The organism is Streptosporangium sp. NPDC049046 (assembly GCF_040649155.1).
Lineage (GTDB): Bacteria > Actinomycetota > Actinomycetes > Streptosporangiales > Streptosporangiaceae > Streptosporangium.
Genome location: NZ_JBEZEZ010000017.1, coordinates 98,325 through 117,689 on the forward strand (window position 1 = coordinate 98,325; position 19,365 = coordinate 117,689).

Annotated in this window: 20 protein-coding genes and 1 pseudogene; 7 read left to right on the top strand and 14 right to left on the bottom strand. The window is 68.3% G+C overall.

The annotated features are described in order from the left end of the window. Together AB0B96_RS24110 and AB0B96_RS24115 are read right to left on the bottom strand one after the other, a co-directional pair. Window positions 1-1,800, bottom strand: coding sequence for a thiamine pyrophosphate-requiring protein (locus tag AB0B96_RS24110; protein ID WP_362901984.1), 1,800 nt, complete (start codon window positions 1,798-1,800; stop codon window positions 1-3). Window positions 1,801-1,948: 148 nt separating this feature from the next. Further along, window positions 1,949-2,167 (bottom strand): hypothetical protein, encoded by a 219-nt coding sequence (locus AB0B96_RS24115; RefSeq protein ID WP_362901986.1) that lies wholly within the window; start codon window positions 2,165-2,167, stop codon window positions 1,949-1,951. Window positions 2,168-2,471: 304 nt separating this feature from the next. Here AB0B96_RS24115 and AB0B96_RS24120 point away from each other — a divergent pair, with 304 nt between their 5' ends. From AB0B96_RS24120 to AB0B96_RS24130, 3 genes and pseudogenes are all read left to right on the top strand, one after another. Beyond that, on the top strand, window positions 2,472-2,792 hold the full coding sequence (locus tag AB0B96_RS24120) for a plasmid stabilization protein (protein ID WP_362901988.1): 321 nt from the start codon (window positions 2,472-2,474) through the stop codon (window positions 2,790-2,792). 702 nt (window positions 2,793-3,494) lie between these two features. Beyond that, window positions 3,495-5,234, top strand: coding sequence for a protein kinase (locus AB0B96_RS24125; protein ID WP_362902164.1), 1,740 nt, complete (start codon window positions 3,495-3,497; stop codon window positions 5,232-5,234). A 137-nt stretch (window positions 5,235-5,371) separates the two neighbouring features. Then, window positions 5,372-5,482, top strand: a pseudogene (locus AB0B96_RS24130) (hypothetical protein); the annotation flags it as partial. Here AB0B96_RS24130 and AB0B96_RS24135 read toward each other — a convergent pair. The 6 genes from AB0B96_RS24135 to AB0B96_RS24160 form a co-directional block, all read right to left on the bottom strand. Continuing rightward, the gene (locus AB0B96_RS24135) at window positions 5,446-6,735 is read right to left on the bottom strand and encodes a glycosyltransferase family 2 protein (RefSeq protein WP_362901990.1); all 1,290 of its coding nucleotides are present in this window, start codon (window positions 6,733-6,735) and stop codon (window positions 5,446-5,448) included. The pseudogene AB0B96_RS24130 and the gene AB0B96_RS24135 overlap by 37 nt on opposite strands. Window positions 6,736-6,776: 41 nt before the next feature. Continuing rightward, window positions 6,777-7,781: an iron-containing redox enzyme family protein gene (locus AB0B96_RS24140; protein WP_362901992.1), complete on the bottom strand. Its 1,005-nt coding sequence runs from the start codon at window positions 7,779-7,781 to the stop codon at window positions 6,777-6,779. Between the two features lie 358 nt (window positions 7,782-8,139). Next, complete coding sequence (locus tag AB0B96_RS24145; RefSeq protein WP_362901994.1) at window positions 8,140-8,679, bottom strand: isochorismatase family cysteine hydrolase; 540 nt, start codon at window positions 8,677-8,679, stop codon at window positions 8,140-8,142. A 74-nt stretch (window positions 8,680-8,753) separates the two neighbouring features. Then, window positions 8,754-9,029: a DUF2795 domain-containing protein gene (locus AB0B96_RS24150; RefSeq protein WP_362901996.1), complete on the bottom strand. Its 276-nt coding sequence runs from the start codon at window positions 9,027-9,029 to the stop codon at window positions 8,754-8,756. 542 nt (window positions 9,030-9,571) lie between these two features. Further along, window positions 9,572-10,156: a hemerythrin domain-containing protein gene (locus AB0B96_RS24155; protein WP_362901998.1), complete on the bottom strand. Its 585-nt coding sequence runs from the start codon at window positions 10,154-10,156 to the stop codon at window positions 9,572-9,574. Between the two features lie 96 nt (window positions 10,157-10,252). Continuing rightward, a complete protein-coding gene (locus AB0B96_RS24160; protein WP_362902000.1) occupies window positions 10,253-10,594 on the bottom strand; it encodes a putative quinol monooxygenase in 342 nt (113 codons plus the stop codon). Window positions 10,595-10,755: 161 nt separating this feature from the next. On the opposite strand from AB0B96_RS24160, the gene AB0B96_RS24165 reads away from it, so the two are divergent. Continuing rightward, entirely contained in the window at window positions 10,756-11,472 is a 717-nt protein-coding gene (locus AB0B96_RS24165) for a DUF2071 domain-containing protein (protein WP_362902002.1), read from the top strand. Between the two features lie 149 nt (window positions 11,473-11,621). Here AB0B96_RS24165 and AB0B96_RS24170 read toward each other — a convergent pair whose 3' ends face one another. From AB0B96_RS24170 to AB0B96_RS24190, 5 genes are all read right to left on the bottom strand, one after another. Then, on the bottom strand, window positions 11,622-12,839 hold the full coding sequence (locus AB0B96_RS24170) for a cytochrome P450 (RefSeq protein WP_362902004.1): 1,218 nt from the start codon (window positions 12,837-12,839) through the stop codon (window positions 11,622-11,624). Window positions 12,840-13,010: 171 nt separating this feature from the next. Next, window positions 13,011-14,402 carry an FAD/NAD(P)-binding oxidoreductase gene (locus AB0B96_RS24175; protein ID WP_362902006.1) on the bottom strand — a complete coding sequence of 464 codons (1,392 nt, stop codon included), beginning with the start codon at window positions 14,400-14,402 and terminating at the stop codon, window positions 13,011-13,013. Further along, window positions 14,399-14,653 (bottom strand): ferredoxin, encoded by a 255-nt coding sequence (locus tag AB0B96_RS24180; protein ID WP_362902008.1) that lies wholly within the window; start codon window positions 14,651-14,653, stop codon window positions 14,399-14,401. The genes AB0B96_RS24175 and AB0B96_RS24180 overlap by 4 nt, the downstream gene beginning before the upstream one ends. A gap of 542 nt (window positions 14,654-15,195) precedes the next feature. After that, the gene (locus AB0B96_RS24185) at window positions 15,196-15,792 is read right to left on the bottom strand and encodes an ATP-binding protein (protein ID WP_362902010.1); all 597 of its coding nucleotides are present in this window, start codon (window positions 15,790-15,792) and stop codon (window positions 15,196-15,198) included. Window positions 15,793-15,986: 194 nt separating this feature from the next. Next, window positions 15,987-16,358, bottom strand: coding sequence for an STAS domain-containing protein (locus AB0B96_RS24190; protein ID WP_362902012.1), 372 nt, complete (start codon window positions 16,356-16,358; stop codon window positions 15,987-15,989). Window positions 16,359-16,861: 503 nt separating this feature from the next. On the opposite strand from AB0B96_RS24190, the gene AB0B96_RS24195 reads away from it, so the two are divergent. The 3 genes from AB0B96_RS24195 to AB0B96_RS24205 all read left to right on the top strand — a co-directional run bounded on the left by AB0B96_RS24195 (window position 16,862) and on the right by AB0B96_RS24205 (window position 18,441). Next, window positions 16,862-17,146, top strand: coding sequence for a GNAT family N-acetyltransferase (locus AB0B96_RS24195; RefSeq protein WP_362902014.1), 285 nt, complete (start codon window positions 16,862-16,864; stop codon window positions 17,144-17,146). Window positions 17,147-17,557: 411 nt separating this feature from the next. Beyond that, entirely contained in the window at window positions 17,558-17,677 is a 120-nt protein-coding gene (locus tag AB0B96_RS24200; RefSeq protein WP_211264163.1) for a DLW-39 family protein, read from the top strand. A gap of 29 nt (window positions 17,678-17,706) precedes the next feature. Further along, the gene (locus AB0B96_RS24205) at window positions 17,707-18,441 is read left to right on the top strand and encodes an HAD-IA family hydrolase (protein WP_362902016.1); all 735 of its coding nucleotides are present in this window, start codon (window positions 17,707-17,709) and stop codon (window positions 18,439-18,441) included. A 138-nt stretch (window positions 18,442-18,579) separates the two neighbouring features. On the opposite strand, the gene AB0B96_RS24210 is transcribed toward AB0B96_RS24205, so the two are convergent. Continuing rightward, entirely contained in the window at window positions 18,580-19,335 is a 756-nt protein-coding gene (locus AB0B96_RS24210) for a GntR family transcriptional regulator (RefSeq protein WP_362902018.1), read from the bottom strand. Window positions 19,336-19,365 lie beyond the last annotated feature (30 nt).

A 19,365-nucleotide genomic window follows, 5' to 3' on the forward strand; every position in this document is an offset into this window, starting at 1 on the left:
TCACCCGCCGCCGTCGCGGTGCGGCAGGAACTCCTGCATCTTGGTCCTGATCCCCTCCCGCAGGACGCCCCAACGGTTCTCGTCACCCCGCAGAAGCGCCTCGGCGGAGTCCTTCATCTGCTCGAAGGTCGCGTGCGGCGGGATCGGAGGCACGTCAGGATCGACGTACACGTCCAGGAGGACGGGCCGGTCGGCACCCAGCGCACGTTCCCAGGCCGGCGCGACCTGTTCGGGGCTGTCGACGGTGAACGCCCCCATGCCCAGGCTCGCGGCGAAGGCGGCGTAGTCCACGTCCGGCAGGGTCTGCGACTGGGGGAACTTGGGCGAACCCTGCATGGCGCGCATCTCCCAGGTGACCTGGTTGAGGTCGTTGTTGTGCAGCACCGCGACGATCAGCCGCGGGTCGGACCAGTCGCGCCAGTAGTGCTTGACGGTGATCAGCTCGGCCAGGCCGTTCATCTGCATCGCCCCGTCACCGGCGAACACGATCACCGGGCGGTCCGGGTGGGCGAACTTGGCGCCGATCCCGTACGGTACGCCCGGCCCCATGGTGGCCAGCGTGCCCGACAGCGAACCACGCACGCCGTCGCGGAAGCGCAGGTTGCGGGCGTACCAGTTGGCGGCCGAGCCGGAGTCGGCGGTGACGATCGCGTCGGCGGGCAGCAGCGGGGACAGCTCGTGGAACAGGCGCATCGGATTGACCGGCTTGGCCTCGACCATCGCCTCCATCCGCATGGTCTCCCACCACCGCTCGACGTCGGCCTCGATGCTCTCGCGCCAGGAGCGGTCCTGCTTGGGTTTCAGCAGCGGGATGAGGGCCCGCAGGGTGGTCGCGGCGTCGCCGACCAGGTTCACCTCGTACGGGTAGCGCATGCCGATCAGCTTGGGGTCGATGTCGATCTGCACGGCCCGCGCCTGGTCCAGGTCCGGCAGGAACTGGGTGTAGGGGAAGCTGGAGCCGACGGTGAGCAGCGTGTCGCAGCCCTTCATCATCTCGTAGCTCGGCCGGGTGCCCAGCAGCCCGATGGAGCCGGTCACGTACGGCAGCTCGTCCGAGAGCACGTCCTTGCCCAGCAGTGCCTTGGCCACGCCCGCCCCCAGCAGTTCGGCGACCTCCATGAGCTCCGCGCGGGCACTTCGAGCGCCGGAACCGGCCAGGATCGCGACTCTCTCACCGGCGTTGAGCAGGTCGGCGGCGTAGTGGAGCGCCGCGTCGTCCGGAAAGATCTTCGGCCAGTCGATGCCCAGGCTGGAGGGCACCATCTTGAACTCGTGGCCCGGCGGGGTGTACTCGAGTTCCTGTACGTCGGCGGGCAGGATGATCGCGGTCGGGGCCCGCTCGGCCAGTGCCACGCGGATCGCCCGGTCCAGCACGTTCGGCAGTTGCTCGGGCACGGTGACCATCTGCACGTACTCGCCGGCCACGTCCTTGTAGAGCGAGAGGAGATCGACCTCCTGCTGGTAGGAGCCGCCCATCGCGCTGCGGTTGGTCTGGCCGACGATCGCGAGCACCGGGACGTGGTCGAGCTTGGCGTCGTAGAGACCGTTGAGCAGGTGGATCGCGCCCGGTCCCGAGGTCGCCGCGCAGACCCCGAGGCGCCTGCCGAACTTGGCATAGCCGACCGCCTCGAACGCGCTCATCTCCTCGTGCCGTGCCTGGACGAACACCGGTCGGTCCCCGGCCCGTCCCCACGCGGCGAGCAGGCCGTTGATGCCGTCGCCCGGATAGCCGAAAATCCTCTGGACCCCCCACTCGCGCAGGCGTTCCAGCACATAGTCGGCAACGGTCGTCGAAGTCATCGGTCATCCCCCCTTGGTTGGGATACAGGCGGCCGACCGCTCTCACCCCGTCTCTCGCCCACCTCGTCGGTCTGCTCCGGGCCGGCCGGTCGTCCCGAGGTTCCCGTGGGATCCGGGTGTTCTCCCGTCGGCCGCCGGTCGTCGGAGCTCAGCGGCGCCGGGGTCCGGACCTGGTGGGACCGCCCCTGCGCAGGGTCGCCAGCCACTCCCCGGTGACCAGCGCGTAGGCGGCGGCCAGCGCGGTCAGCGCGATGCCCGCCAGGAAGAGCGGCCACCTCTGGGAGATCCCGGCCCCGAGGGTGAGCGCCAGCAGGATGATGAAAGCGATGCAGGAGACGATCAGCCGGGCGTTCGGCGGTTTCCTCATGACCCTCCTCCCGGCCGGTGGTGCCGTCGGTCATCTTTCCTGCTGCTCCCCTACCCCGACCAGCGTCAAACCACCACAAAAGCTGACATATAACTCAATCGGCTTGTTTATCGACACCCGCTTCGTGATCCGGGGGTCCGGCGGCGGGTGCGCCGATCAGCGGACGCAGTCCGGCTCCTCGTGCCCGGAAGGTCCAGCGGTGGTGGCGAGCCGAATTCGGCCGGTGCCCGCATGTCCGGAAGGCGTTGGGGCACGGACCGGACAAGGGCACGAACGACGAAAGGATCAAGGAAAGGGGATCGTCATGCCTCGGGGATCGAGTCCCAAGCGGGAACGACAGTACAAGCACATCAAGGAGAGCGCACGCGAGCGCGGCGAGAGCGAGAAGCGGGCGACCGAGATCGCGGCCCGCACGGTGAACAAGGAGCGGGCGAGGGCCGGTGAGTCGCGGACCGCGAGCCGTACCTCGACCCAGGACATCTCCTCCTCCCGGCGCGGCGGGCTGCGTTCGCACTCGGGTGCGGGTGGCCGGACGCGGGACCAGCTGTACGCCGAGGCCAAGCGCCGCAACGTCAAGGGGCGTTCGAAGATGACGAAGGCCCAGTTGGAGAAGGCGATCGGCTAGCGATCGGCCACTGATCGGCCGTCAGGGCCCGGTCGGCTTCGGGCGCGACGGTGAGGCGACCGTCCTGAAGGCCGGTGCCACACGGACCGCGATGTCAACGGTGCTTGTCGAGAACACCGTTGACATCGTCCGGATGCCGGTGGCACCGGTCAGGGGATGCCGGGACTGCCGGAGATGTCGGAGATGCCGAGAGCGCGGCCGTCTCGTGCGAGGTGAAGGCCCATACGCCGGGCGAATGCGGACCACGGTGTCCGAGCCTGGCCGTGCGGTTTCGTGAATCTCCGCCGGGTGGACGGAGGCGGTGCGACCATGCCGTCCCCTACGGGATGTCATTCTCTATTCGGGGAATTCCCCATGGTGCTTACGGTCGCATGGCCGGGGGATTTATATGAGATGCCATGTCAACAGTGCGGCGATATGTTGAAAATGTTGTACGCGCATAATGTTGATCCTATGATGACTCGAGTTATGGATCCGTGCGGGTGAATTGAGGCCGAAACTCGGGATTCGGGCATGTTTCCTAACGCGCCGGACGAACTCGCATCGGCCTCGATCCGTGCGAGCCCGGCCGTGGACGTGCTCACCCTCGCCGTCTCCGGGGTGTGGTCTGGCCGGCAGTTCGCCGATCGGTGCTGTCGCGGCCGACATCCGCGTCGAACAGTTCATATCCGGGGAGAGGGTGCCATGAAGGACGATCAACCCATGGGGTCCGGAGAACCTTCACGAATCAGTGCCTATCGCATTGTCCGGAGGATCGGGGAGGGCGGGCAGGGCGTCGTCTATCTGGGTAAGGCGGATTCCGGCACTCCTGTGGCCATAAAGCTCTTCCATATCCGGCTCGGCAGGGACAGCGCCGTCCGTGATGACTTCGAACGTGAGCTGAAAGTCGCGAAACGGGTCGCCCGTTTTTGTACGGCACAGGTGCTGGATTTCGGCATCTGGGGAAACCACCCGTACATCGTGAGCGAGTACGTCCCTGGCCGTTCGCTCCAGGAGGTGGTGACCGAGGAGGGGCCGCGCTCGGGCAGCGCCCTGGAGCGCCTGGCCATCGGTACGGCCACCGCACTGGTCGCCCTGCACGACGCCGGAATCGTCCATCGGGATTTCAAGCCGCAGAACGTGCTGATCGGCCCGGACGGGCCCCGGGTCATCGACTTCGGCATCGCCCGGGACCTCGCGGTGACCGGTGCGGTGACCAGCAGGGTCGTGGGAACACCCGCCTACATGGCACCCGAGCAACTGAGCGCCGGTCGGCCCGGTCTCGCCCTGGACGTGTTCGCCTGGGCCTCCACCATCGCCTTCGCGGCGACGGGCCGTCCGCCGTTCGGCGACGACGCCATCCCCGTGATCATCAACAGGATCGTGAACCTCGATCCCGACCTCGACGGGATCGAGACACCGCTGCGGGACCTGCTCGCCGCGTGCCTCGCCAAGGACCCCGGCCGAAGGCCCACGGCGCAGCAGATCCTCGATCGGCTGGTGCGCGGAAACGGGGCCGCTCCCGTCGACTCACGGGAGACCTCCGCCGTCGACCGACCGGACGCCCCCACGGGAGACGGCGCTTCGCGATCATCGGTCCGAGATGGGACGCCCGGTTCGCCGGGCGGGAACGGCGGAGGTGGCTCGCCGGCCAGGGATAGGGAGTCGAGTCTCCCGAGCGGGGGCGGAGCGGTGAGTTCGCCGGGCGGAGTGGCGGGTTCGCCGGGCGGAGCGGATGCTTCCGGCGTCATGGGCGCCGCCACGGACCCGGACACGCTCAAAAGGCGCGGGAAGAGGCGTACGAAGGTCCTCGCGGTAGCCGCCGCCGTGGTCGTCGTGGGAGTCGCCGGGGCCTTCGTCGCTCTGGTGCCTGTCGGGGACTCGACCGTGCCGGTGGCCGGCGGGCCGCGGACCTCGTCGGCGCCGACCGGTGGGACAGGAACGATCGACGAGTCGGAAACGAGCGGTGGGACAGGAACGATCGGGGAGGCGGAAACGAGCGGTGGGACAGGAACGCCGAGGGACGTCGCGGGCCCCATCTGGGCCTCCATCGGTGTGGGGACCGTCTCTCCGGAGGCGGTTCCCACATCATCGGTGTCCGATCCCGTCGCGAGCAGCCGCCCCGCGACGAAACCGGCGGTGCCCCAGCCCTCCCGCGAACCCTCCGTCGGCACCGAACCTTCGAGCGGAGACTCGCGCCCCGGACGCTCGTCGCCCGAACCGACGCGGCTCGTCGAACTCGGTCCCGGCCATTTCACCGAATACTGCAGGACGATCGGCTGGGAGTGGGTGGAATACCGGAAAACTCCCACGCCGGGGGCGTACTGCGTCATGCGGAAGGGAGACCGGACCATGTATCTGACCCAGGCCAAACGTGACGCCGGCTGCCGGTGGCGGTTCGACGAGCCGAAGGCCGTCCACCGCTTCAAGAACAGTTCGAACTACTGCTACGTCTCCCGCTGACGGGGCCGCGAGCGGTATGTGTACGGTCTGCTGAGCAATGGGCTGGTAAATCGATGGAGCCGGGGACGGTCCGTCAGGGCGCGGAACCGGTGTTTTCTCCGGGGCGCGGTGGGCACAGGGGCGATATGCGCTCAAAAATGGATGATTCGGTCACAGTGACCTCCTGTGAGGACGGGCCACTGCTGATCCGAGGGCCGTTCACCCTGCTCACTCAGGACGGGGCCGTCATCGATCCCGGCCGGGTGACGGTGGCGCTGTGCCGTTGTGGCCTGTCCGCTTCCAAGCCGTTCTGTGACGGCTCGCACAAGCGGGCCGGTTTCCGGGCCGCGAGCGAGCCGGACGCGGCGGCCTGAGCAGACGTCTGAGTCTGAGCACACGTCTGAGCAGGTGTCCGAGCGCGCCTCTGAGCACGCGTCCGAGCGCGCCTTCTGAGCAGGCGGGGCGGGTGGGCGGCGGCCGGTATCCGGCGTCCGGCGTAGAAGACGCCGCCGCGCAGAAATCGGGTCGCGAGGGCGAGCCAGCTGCAGACGGCCCGTTCCAGCAGCCATACCGGGGCGAACAGCGCGGCGGTAAAGGGAAAGACCCGTGGCCCGCCCGCGCGGCGACGACCGATCTCGGCCAGGCCCACCGCCAGCCCGGCCCCGGCCAGGGCCGGTCCGGGGCGCCGTCGTAGCAGCGCGACGGCGAGAGCGGGTGCGACGGCGAGAAAGAACGCCATCCGGGCCGGTTGCGCGAGGTCGTCATAGGCCTGGCGAACCCGCTGGGACCAGAAATGGCGCGGATCGGGCGGCAGGCGGCGAACGTAGAGATCGAGCGGGCGATCCTCCCGGCCTCCGTGGGCGCGGACGGTGCGGATCAGCTCAAGGTTTTCGAACAGGACGTCCCCGTCGTAGCCGCCCATCGCGAGGAAGGTCGAGCGGCGCACCCCGAACGTGCCGGGATAGTCGGCGCCGAAACCGCGGTTGAGCAGGGTGCGGGCGGTGTCCCAGCGGGCGTGCCAGGGCATCGGATCGAAGTGGTTCTGCGGGCGTACCAGGTCGGCGTTCCTCAGCAGGGCGTCGACCCTGGCCAGTTCGCCCTCGCCGTAGCGGACGTCGTCGTCGGCGATGACCACGTGTTCCGCGCGGGCCAGGCGCAACCCGGTGATCACGCCGTTGACCTTGCCGTTCACGAAGTCGAGGTCACCGTCGGGCCGTACGTGCAGCGCGAGGCCCTCCCAGCGGGCGGCGTGCCGGGCGAACAGCGCGGCGGGTGAGCCGTCGACGACGATGACGCGGACGAGCGGGCGCAGCCGGCGCAGGTAGGCGGTGAGCTCCTCAAGACCGGCGTCGTCACTCCAGCGCAGCGGCAGCACGTAGTCCATGCCCGGATCCATGCCGGGGTCCACGCCGTAGTCCTTGTAGGGGTCCATGCCCGGGTCCGTGTCGGGGTCTATGTCGGGGGCCGCGTCGAGGTCCATGTCGAGGTCCGTCTCCCTGTCGGGGGCCGCGTCGAGGTCCATGTCGAGGTCCGTCTCCCTGTCGGGGGCCTTGTCGGGGTTCGTCAGCGGCTCTCCGCCATCACGTTCGTCTCGCGCAGTGAGGAGGCACCGCACCGCCAGTGATCCATGACGTGCTCGGCGAAGAGCCGATCGAGGGTGAGGGCGCAGGCCGCTCCGTACAGGACGTCGCCGGCCCGCGAGGGGTGCTCGCGGACGAAGCCGCCGCACATGTCGTGCGCGGCGATCTGCTCGTGGACGGCGTCCGCCTGTACGTGCTCGTCGTAGAAGCGCCTCGCGGCCTCGTCGCCGCCCAGCCTGCGCAGTCCGGTGGAGTAGCGGCGGTTGGGGGCCGAGGAGGTCATCTCGAACGCCGCCAGGTGACCGAGCAGCGCCCCGAGGTGGCGCCGGTGAAGACCGAAGAACGACATGGTGTTGGAGATCGCCAGCGTGATCGCCGGGACCCGGTCGAGGTAGGCGCCGTAGGAGTCGTCCAGGCCCAGCCCGCGCATGGTGGCTCGAAACAGCTCGGAATGCATCTTCTCGACGCGCCCGCCGCCGTACTCGTCCGCCTGGATCTCCACCAGCGCCGCCTTGGGGCGGCCGTCCAGCCGGGGGATCGCCCAGGTGTGCGGATCGGCCTCCTTGAGGTGGTAGATCGACCGGTGCGCGACGAACTCGCGGAACTGCTCCAGATCGGCTCGCCGGGCGAGGAAGGCCGACAGGGAGGGGCCGTCGTCGGCGGTCACCAGTTCGGCCAGGGCATGTCGCACGGACAAGTCCGGTGGGTACGGCGGGCGGGGTACGGCTCGTGCGAGACCGTTCTCCAACCGTCGCTCCAGCACCTTCCTCATCGCCAGCAGCGACGGTTCCCATTCCCACTCCTCGTCCACCTCCTCGAAGCCCCGGTAGTGCAGCTCGTAGCAGGTGAAGAGCGCCAGCTGGAGATCCTCGTCGGCGATGGCGGGAGTTTCGGCCGGTGCCGACGGTGGGTCGAAGGGGTGGGGCGGACGCCTCAGCCGTTCGAAGAGCGCGGCGGTAAGGGGACCCCGAGGCGTGGGAAGCTGCATCACGATCTCCCGTGTCGGCGAAAGGCTGCGGGTGGAAGGGTGGGTGATGGACCGGTGGAGCTTCAGGTTCCCGAGGGGTCTCTCCCCGCGAGGCCGCGCGGCGGGTTCTCCGGCCCGGTGGATGAATGGGTCCCGATGCGCATGCGACCGTCTGTGGATATGTGGCCGTATATCGACTTATCGAACACCCGTACCATATGTCCCTGATGCCCTCATCTTTACCGAGCTAACCTCCCGGCGGTGCAAGCCGTGAGGAGAGTCGCGGCCGAGGGGAGGAGCGATCAGGGTGAACACCGTCATCCCAGGTGACAGCGGTCGGCGGGCGCCGGAGCCGGTGCCGGGTGCGTCGAGCCGGGGGTCATCCCAGGCAGCGTTCGGCGGGAAGGAGTTCGGCGCGCATGTTGCGCTCCATCATCCGCAGTGACGCGTCGGCGAGGTCGGGATGGATGTGGGCCACACAGTCGGAGGCCACCCGGATGGAGAAGTCGCGCACATAGGCGTCCAGGGCGCTGTAGAGCACGCACTGCTCGGTCACCTGGCCGGCCAGCACGACGGTCTCGATCTCCTCGCGGCGCAGCAGATACTCCAGCGGCGTGCCGAAGAACGCGCTGTGGCGCACCTTGGACATGAAGGCGCAGCCGGCCGGGGGAAGCACCGGCTCGACCAGGTCGGGGCGTCGTCCCTTTAGAGCACGACGCCGCAGGTCCTCGGCCGTGGCGGCGAAGTCGCCGTGGTTGTCGTTGACCACTATCAGCCGGGCGTCCCGATGCCGGTGGGCACGCCTCATCAACTCCGCCAGAGGCTCCACGATCTGCTCGGCGCTCTTCTGCAGCGCGTCGGCGTCCTCGTGGTCATAAGGGTTCAGCATGTCCACCACGACCACCGCGACAGCACTCATGTTTCCGTCCTCCGTGATCCGAGCCGAGGGTGATCACGGCTCTCGCGGGACAAAACCATGATCACCCTTCGGTCTCAGCCCTGTCCGGTCTCTTCCTTGCCGTATCCGAGTGCCTGAGCCACGTCCGCCAGGGTGTCGAAGGTCTGTTCCGGCAGTGACCGCACCGCCCCGAGCACCGCGTCGGGCGCGCCCTGCTCCTCGGCTCGCGCCAGCAGGGTGGCGCGGTCGGCGGGAAAGGTGTCGGCGCCGCTGATCCACCGGGCCAGTTCGCTGCGGGCCTGTACGCCCTGCGGGGTGATGCCCTGCGGGGTGCCGGGTTCGTGGCCGGGCGCTCGCGATGTCGGTGTCATATCGTTCTCCCTCGATGTGACCATGAAGTTCGTCCCTTCTCGGGACGGACTTTGGCGTCAGGTGAGCGTCTCGTATGGGTGTCGGGCGTCATGACTGGCATTTCCAGTCCATGGTGCTTTTGTCCCGAATCGGCCCTTACCCGCTCCCTATGGGGCAAACATCCATGTGGAAGGGCGATCACCGGCCGACGCCGCGGGCCCGGCTCGCCGGTACATACCCGGATAGGGACGTCACCGGAGCGGAATCGACGTCGATGTCCAGCATGAGGCGGTCACCGGGTTGAGGGCTCAGACGGAGCCGATCACCCGTCGGCTCTACAAGGAGATCGGGCTGATCAAGGAGGAGCACGTCACTACGAGTCGCTGGTGGACCCGGGCGAGACGCCGTCCTGCGCGTCGACCGGTGTAGTCCTGGGCGCTGGGCGCTGGGTGCCGGAGCCGGGGAGGGGGCTCCGGCATCCGGCACCCGGGGGTGAGATCTCGCTCCACGCGTGCGGCCCGCGTTCCCCGATCGGGGAACGCGGGCCGGGGCGACGACCCGTTCAGCCCTGTTTGCCCATGGCCTGGCGGATCACGTCACGGGCCCGGTCCATCATCGCGACCGGTGTGCCCACCAGCAGGTTCTTGGTCGCCGACTCCACCCCGGGATGCGGGTGGGTCGGCGCCATCGCCTCGGCCGCCTTCACCCCCACCGCCATGGCCCGGCGCTCGGCGGCGTTGGTCTCGGCGCGCAGCCGGGTGAACTCGTAGCGCTCCTCGCTGCGGGCGTGGGCCGTCACCGCCGCCCGTAGCACCGCCAGGTTCTCCGCGAACCGCGGATCGTCGGCGCCGGCCTTGTCCATCTCCATGAGCAGTTGCTTGGCCTCGTTCTCCTCGGCCAGCCGGTCGTCCACCACCGCGTCACCGTCCTCGATCTTGTGGCGCGCGTACGGGTGGACGATCTCCTCCTCGGCGGTCTCGTGCACCGCCAGCAGCCGCACTAGGCGCTGGAACGCCTCCGGCCGCTCGCTCGGCGAGGCCTTCTTCACCTCGTCGAACAGGTCGCGGATCAACGCGTGCTGGGCCAACAGCAGATCCACCACATCGTTCTCGCCCATCAGCTCGGGCACTGTCTGATGATCACCCATGTCCTCTCTCCCCTCGTGTCCGGCCTGCCCTACCCTTTTGGCGCGACAAATCCATCCGAGGGACGTGGGAGAGCGGAAGGCGAACCAATAATTTCCCTACGGATGGTCCTGGCTCGCCCGGGGCGTCACCTCCGCCATCCGCGACCAGCCCTCGCCGGGCACCTCGACATTGATGATCTCCGGCGTCGTCGCCACCACATCGGGCATCCAGGCCATGGCGGTCTTGAAGTGCTCCGATCCCACGTGCGCCGCACCGGCGGCGGACGAGGCGAACGCCTCCAGGAGAACGAACTGGTCGGGTGTGTCGACGCTCCTGGACCATTCGAAGAAGATGTTTCCCGGCTCGTCGCGGGTGGCCCGGGTGAAGTCGTCGACGAGTGCGAGCCACTCGTCGGCTCGCTCGGGACGGACGGTGAACTTGACGGCGATGAAGATCACGAATTGGCCCCTTCGGCTCTGTTCGGGAATCTGTTTCGTTGGAAGTCTGGCCTTGTTTACGTCGAGACGGATGTCGCCGGGGACGACACCCGGCGTTATGGCCAAGATAAGTGGCGGACACCCTCGCCCGGGCACCGCCACCACCAGAGAAGGAGCGGATCATGCAGGCTCCGCCGTCCCCTCACCTGTCCCACCCGGTCATGTACCACCGCTGGTCCGAGATGACCTTCATGCACTGGCGGTACCCACCCGCCGTGATCCAGCGGCTGCTGCCTCCCGGGCTCACGGCCGAGACCTTCGACGGCACGGCCTGGGTCGGCCTCACCACCTTTCTGATGGAGGACGTGCGGGCACCGGGCGTGCCCGCCCTGCCGTGGCTGTCGCGGTTTCCCGAGACGAACGTGCGCACCTACGTACGGGACGAGCAGGGGCGTGACGGCATCTGGTTCCTCTCGCTGGACGCCGGGCGCCTGCTCGCGGTGCTCGGCGCGCGAGTCGGGTACGGATTGCCGTACTTCTGGTCCCGGATGGCGGTGAGTGCCGTCGGCGAGCGGCGCGGCTACCGTTGCCGGAGACGCCTGCCGGGGCCGGTGGGGGCGCGGTGCGACGCGATCGTGGAGCACGGCCTGCCGTTCACCGAGCCCGAGCGTGACGAACTGGCGCACTTCCTGACCGCCCGCTATCGGCTTTTCACCACGATCGCCGGTAAAACGGTCACCGCCCAGGTCGAGCACCCCGACTGGCCGTTGCGCCACGCCCGGCTGGTCCATCTGGACCAGGACCTGCTCCAGGCAGGCGGTCTCGACGCACCCGATCACGCTCCCGTACTGCACGCCTCCCCCGGGGTGCCGGTGCGGATCGGGATGTGGACTCGGTGACGCGCGGGCTCTCCCCTCGGCGGACCCGGTGACGCGGGCCCTCCCGCCCGGACCCGGGGGCGTGGCGTGACCCGGGCCGCAGTGACCTTTGCTTGAGGTGACCTTTGCTTGAGGTGACTCCTGCCGGAGAGGGACGACCGTACCGTCCGTCACCCCTGCCTGACGAGAAGGTGGCGCGGGCCGCGCAGGACCGCGCTCTGCCGGTACGGGGGCGGATCGGCGACGAGCCGGGGGTTCTCCAGGTTGCGCACGAGTTCGGTCAGCGCGATCTGTGTCTCCAGCCGGGCCAGTGGAGCGCCGAAGCACAGGTGGACGCCCCCGCCGAAGCCGAGGTGCTGGTTGTCCCGCCGGTCGGGATCGAACCGGTCGGGGTCGCGGAAGCAGGAGGGGTCGCGGTTGCCGGAGGCGAGCACGAGCGTGATCTGCGAGCCTTTCGGGATGACGGTGTCCGCGACGGTGAGGTCGCTGTAGGCGGCCCGCCAGGGGATGAGATGCACCGGAGGTTCGTAGCGCAGCAGTTCCTCGACCGTACGAATGATCATTTCGGGCTCGCGGCGCAGGCGTTCCAGCACGTCGGGGTGGCGCAGCAGCGTCAGCACGCCGTTGGTGATCAGGTTGACGGTCGTCTCGTGGCCCGCGATGAGCAGCAGGTTCGCGGTGCTGACGATCTCCTCGTCCGTCATGCGCCCGTCGGGCCCCTCGTCGTTGGCCAGCCGGGAGAGCAGGTCGTCGCCCGGCGGCCGGCCACGACGGCTCTCCAGGAGTTCGGCGAGGTAGGCCCTGAGGTCCTTGCGGGCCTGGATACCCTCCCGTACGCGTTCCTCGGGGTCCGTCGCGGGGTTGAAGTCGAGCACCGCGACGATCGCCTCGACCCACCCGTGGAACCGCGGCTCGTCCTCGCGGGGTACGCCGAGCAGGTGGCAGATCACGGTGACGGGGAAGGGGTAGGCGAAGTCGTCGACGATGTCGATCTCGTCCTCGCTCACCAGGTTGTCGATCAGGTTCGTGACGACGGCCTTCAGGTCGGGACGCATGTCGTCCACCAGCCTGGGCGAGTGCGGGGGGCCGAAGTACCGCATCGCCATGCGGCGCAGCCGGTCGTGGCGCGGCGGGTCGAGGCCGATGAACGCCGGTGGGTCCTCGCGGTCGGCGGCGGGCCCGGGGTTGTCGAGATTGTCGGTGTCGGAGCTGAGATGCGGGTTGTGAAGCAGCGCGGTGATCTCCCGGTAGGTGCTGACGATGTAGCCACCGTCCTCCTGCCGGGCCACCGGGGTCCTGCGCAGCTCGGCGTAGAGCGGGTACGGATCGGCCCGGCTGGAGTGGTCGAGAATGCGCTGGAAGACGCTGGACGGATGGGTGACTGTCATGACCGCTTCTCCTAGGGTGTCGCCGGTTCCCGCCGCCCCGGCCGGATCGGTTCGAACGGGTCGGTCATCCGGCCGGGCGAGTCGGCAGGGGCGGCCTTCCGGCCAGGCGGGTCGGCCGGTTCGAACGGGTGAGCCGTCTGACAGGACAGGTCGACGGCCCGGTTCAACGGATCAACCGCCCGGTCGCGCGAACGCCACGCGCCGCTCACTCGGCTCGTAGCCGGTGACCACCACCGTCGCCCCGTGGGTGATGATCTCCCGGTCGGGGAAGTGGGCGGGCACGGGCTTCATGTCGGCGGGCTGGTCGGGGGTGGGACAGGAGGGCGGGAACGGGGCCGCCGTCTCGATCAGGTGCCGGTAGTGGTCGAGCCACTTGGCGTTGTCGAAGCTGACCGCCGCGGTGACCCGGCCGCGGTAACCGTACGCGGCGACGAAACGGTGCTCCTCCACCGACCCCTGCGTCACGACGACCTCGTCCGACAGGACAGGGACACCGACGGACTTGATGTTGACGCCGAACTGCGTCGACCAGAACGCCGGCATGGACAGGTGCGGCCAGCGGTCGGTCGGTGAACTCACCATGTTGTGGGCCGCGACCTGGGCCTGTTCCACCGCGTTGACCCAGTGTTCCAGCGACAGGAATCGATACTCGTAAACCGGGTGCGGGCAGCGTGCCACGTCCCCGGCGACGAAGACGTCGTCGGTGACGAGGCCGTTGACGTCGAACGCACGGCAGCCCGAGTCGCAGGCCACACCCCAGACACCAGCGGCCAGCCCGGAGTCCCGCAGCCACTCGGTGTTGCGCACGCCGCCGAGGGCGACCACCACCACGTCGGCGTCGACCGTGTCGCCGTCGGAGAAGTGGGCGCGGCGCACCCGTCCCCGTTCGTCCCCCTCCAGTCGCGTGACCTTGACGCCGCAGCGCAGGTCGACGCCGTGGGCACGCTGGAGGTTCGCGGCGATCGAGCCGACCATGCCTCCCAGGGCTCCCACCAGCGGGGCCTCGGCGCTCTCGGCGACGGTCACCGGTATGTCGAGCCCACGGCACACCGAGGCGATCTCGGAACCGGCGAAACCGGCCCCGACGACGAGCACCCGGCCGGGCCCGGCGGCGAGCCGTTCCCACAGGCGGCCCGAGTCCTCGCGCGTGCGTACCACGAACACGCCGTCCAGAGCCGCCTCGGACTCGTCGGCCCAGGGCCTGGCGCGCACGCCGGTGGCGATCAGCAACCTGTCGAAGGGGACCTCACGTCCGTCCGCGAGGTCCACCCGCTTGCCCGCGAGGTCCAGCCCGGAGGCGGGCACGCCGAGCAGCCAGTGCGCGTCGATCTCACGGCGCCGCGGTAGCGCGGTGCCGTTCGCGGGCACCCAGCCGGTCAGGACCTGCTTGGACAGCGGAGGCCGGTCGTAGGGTTCGCACACCTCGTCGCCGACGAGGGTGAGCGAGCCGGTGAAGCCCTCGTCGCGGAGCGCTTCGGCGGCCCGCAGTCCCGCGAGGGAGGCGCCGACGATGACGATGCGGCCGTCGTGCGGGAACGTCTCCCCGCTCCGCCCGCCGGTCACACCGTTCTCGTTCCGCTCGCCGCGGCCGTCGCCGCGGTCACGGGCGGGATCGCGACGGTGTCCAGCAGGTCGACGAGGATCGCCTGGACCGGGCAGGCGGCCGCCGCGCGCAGGACCGCTTCCCGCTGCGCCTCGTCCGGGCTGGAGTGGAACATGAGCGCCTCCTCGCCCTGCATCCGGAACGTGTCCGGGGCCAGGAAGGCACACTGCGCGTATCCCTGGCACCGCGCCAGATCGACGACAACCCTCATATTGACCATCCCTTCCGAACCTGCGTACGGCTGAGTGAGACGGAGAGAACCGGGAGAACGGGGGTCGGCTTCTGAGGCGGGCGGTCTCGGCATCGTTCCGGCGGGTGTTGACCGGGGCGGGTGGTTTCGCGCGCAGCCGGAGACGCGGTGAACTCCGGAAGGCCGCTCCGGAAGGCCCAGAGGGCCCGGGACGCCGTGGGAGCCGTGGGAGTGGTGTCGGTTTCCTGGTTTCGCTTTCCAGGGGGAGGCCGGTGTTCCGGAAAAGCCCTGCGGGCATCGCGGATGTTTTCTCCGCGAGGTCACCTATTAAGGCGCTGACCTGGCCGGATAATCATATCGCGGGCATTTGTCCGGTACGTCGATCTCCCGCCAGATGACGGTCAAGGATTGCGTACGGAGAAGGGGCGGACCGGGGGCGGCGCGACAGGTGATCCCTTCGCCGCGGCCGCCGGACCGCGAAGACCGCCCCTGAACGGCGTTTCGGAAATTCTCCGGGTTCTTTTGGAACGAGACCGGAACTCTTGGAACGAGACCCGGAGGCCCTAGATCGAGACCTGGAGTTCGTCCTGGCCTGGATCGTCCCGTGCGGGATCGGAGACACCCCGGCTGGGATCGGCGGCGCTGGAGATGGGGCTGGTCCGTACGTGGTCCATGGTGCTGGGGGTGGAAGTGAACCGCGCGGAGTCGGTGGCGCCGGAGGTGAGGGGGGACCGCGCGGAGTCGGCCGGATCACCGGCCCCGTTCCCCTCCGCCGGAGGGACGAGGCGCATGCGCAGGCGGACGCGTGACCCCTGCTCCGTCTGGTCGATGGCGAACTCGTCGCACAGCTGGTTCATCAGCCACAGGCCGAACCCGCGGACCGTCCCCGTGGGACGTTCGCTGGGAACGAACCGGGTGGTCAGGAGCCCCAGGGTGTCGGTGACGTCGACGGTCAGGTGGGTCTCGTTCTGCCAGATGGCCAGCGTGCCCTTGCCGCCGCCGTGCTCCAGGATGTTGATGACCGCCTCGTTGGTGACGAGGAGGAGGTCGTCCAGCCGTTCGCCCCGCATGCCTGCCTGAACGGCGTGATATTGGAGACGCTCCCGCAGACCGCTGAGGTCCTCGTCGATCGGCCAGTGCTGGCCGTGGTCGCCGGTCACGACACCCCCTTGAGATCGCCTTATCTGGCAGTCACCGGGGGGCGCGCCGACTTGCTCCAGAATCAGGGCGTTGCTGACGAGTTACACGATGCTAGACACCTGCCCGCTCATTGCCAACTTACGACCGCCGGGACCAACAGATGTTCGCTCGGTCGTGCTCTCGGTGAGCGGCGGCCGGGCGGGACCGGGATCGGTTACGACGGCTGACTCGGTCGCAGTGCCTTGAGCGCGTCGGCCACGGTGGGCTGGATGCCGAAGGCCTGGGCGAGGCCGGTCAGGTGGAAGAGCCTCTCCAGGCGGGGATGCAGGTTGGTCAGGACGATGTTGCCGCCGCGGTCCTGGACGGTCTGGCGGGTCTTCAGGAAGCTCTGGATCCCCGTGGAGTCGCAGAAGGTCAGCTCGGTCAGGTCGATGACGAGGTCGCCCCTGTTCTCGCCGATGGCGTCCTGCAGGTCGTGGTGGAAGCGCTCGGCGTTGTTGTAGTCCAGTTCGCCGGCCAGCGCGAGGAGAAGGGTCTCCTGCGCGGCGGGGTCGGACACGTCGGTCACGCGGACGGTAGCGCTCACGGATATACCTCTGCAGACGGTTGGTGGGAGGAGAGCACGGCCGAGAGACGGCAGCCGGGCGTGATGCCCGTATCGGAATGGGAGAGCATGATCGCCCCGGGAGCCGGGGCGGGGGCCGATCCGGTCACTCTCAGCGTACGATCCTCCGAATTCCTCTAGAGAACCCTTACGGTACAACTGAGGAGCAACCAGGCGTTATCCCACTGTGGTTACGGTGCCAGGACCCGCGGTCGGCACCGCCGTCCGGTCGCACGGTTCAACGATCCGGAGCGCGTGCGACAGAGACCGCCACCGACGAACCCCCGCTCGCAAGATCAATGATCTGCCATGTCTGTTCGACTGCTTTCCGCGACAGATCTCCTTTGTGAAGAAATTCGACCTTTCAGGGTGAATGTCCGGTTCTGTTGAGGGTTAAGCCGAGGCCGGGAATGAACGCCACGCGGGAACGGCTGACCAAGAGACCGTCGTACGACCGTATGGCGGCCCGGCGAAGGAGGACCACCATGCAGGCGGACGTCAAGCTCTCTCCCGACGGTGATTCCTTCGTGGCCGAAGTGGGCGGCAGGCCTGCCGGGCGGCTGGACCTCATCCGGCGCGATGGGGTCATCGTCTATCCCCACACCAAGGTCCAGCCGGAGTACGAGGGCCAGGGGATCGGTGCCGCACTCGTCCAAACGGCACTGGACGCGGCCCGTGCGGAGAACGCGAAGGTCGTCCCCCTCTGCTGGTTCGTGCGGGAGTGGATCGACCGCCACCCCGACTACGCCGATCTCGTCGAAAACACCTGAACCTCCCCGGGCGTCTCGTCGCCTGTAACGCCCCATACCGAGCGGGTTTGTGTCATTCGCGCTTCGGGTAATCGAGTCGGAGCGAGTGAACGCGCTGGTCGTGCCCGTGGCGGACGCCACCATTCCCGGGCGGTCGAGGACCGGAACCTCCGGGCGGGTAAAGTGGCCGCTTCACCGGGGTTATCGTGAGAACCAGGACGGTTTCGCGACAAGACTCACGGTAGATCGTGATCGTCGGAACGCGTTCCGTACGGCATGATGCTGAAAATCACCCGGTTGGTGTAGATCGGCCCTGGGCCTGTCGTACGGACCGGATCACCGCCCGATCCCTTGCTAGGCTGCAGGGAACCGTTCGAACCGGGCGTTGTCTCACCCCGGCAGGTGAGACTTCTCAAGAAGTGGGGTCACACCGTGAAGAAGTTGCTCGTTCTGGCGCTCGTCGCCCTCGGGGGGCTGCTGGTCTGGCGCAAGGTGCAGGCCGACCGCGCCGAGCTCGACCTGTGGACCGAGGCCACCGGCAGCGAAAACTGACATACGCGGCTACCGATTCGGGTGCTTTCATGGTCCTTGCCCAAGATGGAATAACACCCATCAGGCTTGTCTGCCTGGATCTGGCAGGCACCACGATCGGTGATGTCGCCATGGTCGAGCGGGCGTTCGCCGAGGCGATCGCCACTCAGGGCATCGTGCCCGGGACCGGTGCGTACGCTCGTGCCATGGTGCACGTGCACCGGTCCCGGGGATTTCCCACGATCGACGTCTTCCGAGGCATCTTCCCGGACAACGAAGCCCAGGCCCAGGCGGCCAACCTGACCTTCGAGCGCTCCTACGAGGGCGCCATCGCACGCGCGGGCCTGGCCCCGCTCCCCGGGATCGTCGGGGCACTCGACAGGCTCCGCGACGCCGACGTCAAGATCTGCCTCACCACCGGCTTCAGCCGCGTCACCCTCAGCCGCGTGCTGAGCGTCCTGAGCTGGTCCGACAGGCTCGACCTCGCCCTGTGCCCGGAAGACGCCGGACGAGGACGCCCCATGCCCGACATGATCCTCAACGCGGTCATGCGCCTCGGCATCGAGGACGTACGCCAGGTCGCCGTCGTCGGCGACTCCGAGAGCGAGATGCTCAGCGGCCGCCGGGCCGGCGCGACGATGGTCGTCGGCATCATGACCGGAGTCCACAGCAGGGAACGCCTCCTCAACGGCGGGGCCACCCACATCCTCGACTCCATCACGTGCCTGCCCGGCCTCCTTGGCGGCGTTCCCGCCGAAGCACCCTTGGCCGCCGCGTCCCGCTGACGGGAAAGCGACCCGCCCCGACAGCGGGAAAAACAGGGCCGAACAGAGATACGTCCCTCCCATAGGTGAATGGGAATTTCCGCGCATTCGACCGTCATTCCCAGAATGTCGTCTCAGGGGAGGACGTCGAGTCGAGCGTTACCGGCCGGACTCTGCGCCGTGGCTGCGGGGTAGGTCGTAGCCGATTTCCCAGCGTTCGCCGGACATTCGACAGTCGTTGACTTCCAGAATCTGTCCGTCTGCGGACCGGGTGGTCCGAATGAGGCGTAGCAACGGGACGCCCGGTGCGAGCTTCAAGGAAGTCGCTTCGCTCTCTGAAGGTGCCGATGCGACGACGACCTCCGACCACTGCAACGGAGCATGGCCCGCCTCTTCGAGGCGGTCATAGATGCCGCCCGGCCCGGTGTCGACCTCGGCGAGAACGGTGTTTCTGGCCAGGTCCGCCGGAAGGTAACTCGTGGCGAGCTGGACGGGATCCCCTGTCTGCGGATCGCCCATTACCCGGTCTCTGATCAGCACCTCCGTTCCCGGCTCAATGCCCAAGGAATGCGCGATGTCATGGGGAGCGGGCCCCCAGCGGACCACCGGAGGACGCAAAGCGGTCCAGGGGCGCGCGGCCGGATCGAAGTAGTAGCCGCGCTCGTCACGGTAGACCGTCCGGGCACGGGTGATCCGGTTGCGTTCGTGCCGTTCCCTGACCTTCGTTCCACCTCTGCGGACCGGTGTCAGCAATCCTTCGGCGCTCAGCTGAGCGACTGCTCTGCGTATGGTCGAACGGCTGACGCCGTGAAGTTTTTCCAGTTCTTCCTCTTTTGGAATAGTGTCTCCCGGTCGATATGTACCATTAAGAATCGCTTCGCGAAGTGAAGCGGCAACAGCATGCCATCGCGCCAAGTAACTTCTCTCCCTTCGAATACATCAGTA

Coding starts and splice junctions, on each gene's coding strand:
- AB0B96_RS24120 (WP_362901988.1), top strand. CDS start 2,472: ATGCCTCGGGGATCGAGTCCCAAGCGGGAACGACAGTACAAGCACATC.
- AB0B96_RS24115 (WP_362901986.1), bottom strand. CDS start 2,167: ATGAGGAAACCGCCGAACGCCCGGCTGATCGTCTCCTGCATCGCTTTC.
- AB0B96_RS24170 (WP_362902004.1), bottom strand. CDS start 12,839: ATGACAGTCACCCATCCGTCCAGCGTCTTCCAGCGCATTCTCGACCAC.
- AB0B96_RS24150 (WP_362901996.1), bottom strand. CDS start 9,029: ATGACACCGACATCGCGAGCGCCCGGCCACGAACCCGGCACCCCGCAG.
- AB0B96_RS24205 (WP_362902016.1), top strand. CDS start 17,707: ATGGTCCTTGCCCAAGATGGAATAACACCCATCAGGCTTGTCTGCCTG.
- AB0B96_RS24155 (WP_362901998.1), bottom strand. CDS start 10,156: ATGGGTGATCATCAGACAGTGCCCGAGCTGATGGGCGAGAACGATGTG.
- AB0B96_RS24195 (WP_362902014.1), top strand. CDS start 16,862: ATGCAGGCGGACGTCAAGCTCTCTCCCGACGGTGATTCCTTCGTGGCC.
- AB0B96_RS24140 (WP_362901992.1), bottom strand. CDS start 7,781: ATGCAGCTTCCCACGCCTCGGGGTCCCCTTACCGCCGCGCTCTTCGAA.
- AB0B96_RS24145 (WP_362901994.1), bottom strand. CDS start 8,679: ATGAGTGCTGTCGCGGTGGTCGTGGTGGACATGCTGAACCCTTATGAC.
- AB0B96_RS24110 (WP_362901984.1), bottom strand. CDS start 1,800: ATGACTTCGACGACCGTTGCCGACTATGTGCTGGAACGCCTGCGCGAG.
- AB0B96_RS24180 (WP_362902008.1), bottom strand. CDS start 14,653: ATGAGGGTTGTCGTCGATCTGGCGCGGTGCCAGGGATACGCGCAGTGT.
- AB0B96_RS24135 (WP_362901990.1), bottom strand. CDS start 6,735: ATGGACCTCGACGCGGCCCCCGACAGGGAGACGGACCTCGACATGGAC.
- AB0B96_RS24125 (WP_362902164.1), top strand. CDS start 3,495: ATGGGGTCCGGAGAACCTTCACGAATCAGTGCCTATCGCATTGTCCGG.
- AB0B96_RS24165 (WP_362902002.1), top strand. CDS start 10,756: ATGCAGGCTCCGCCGTCCCCTCACCTGTCCCACCCGGTCATGTACCAC.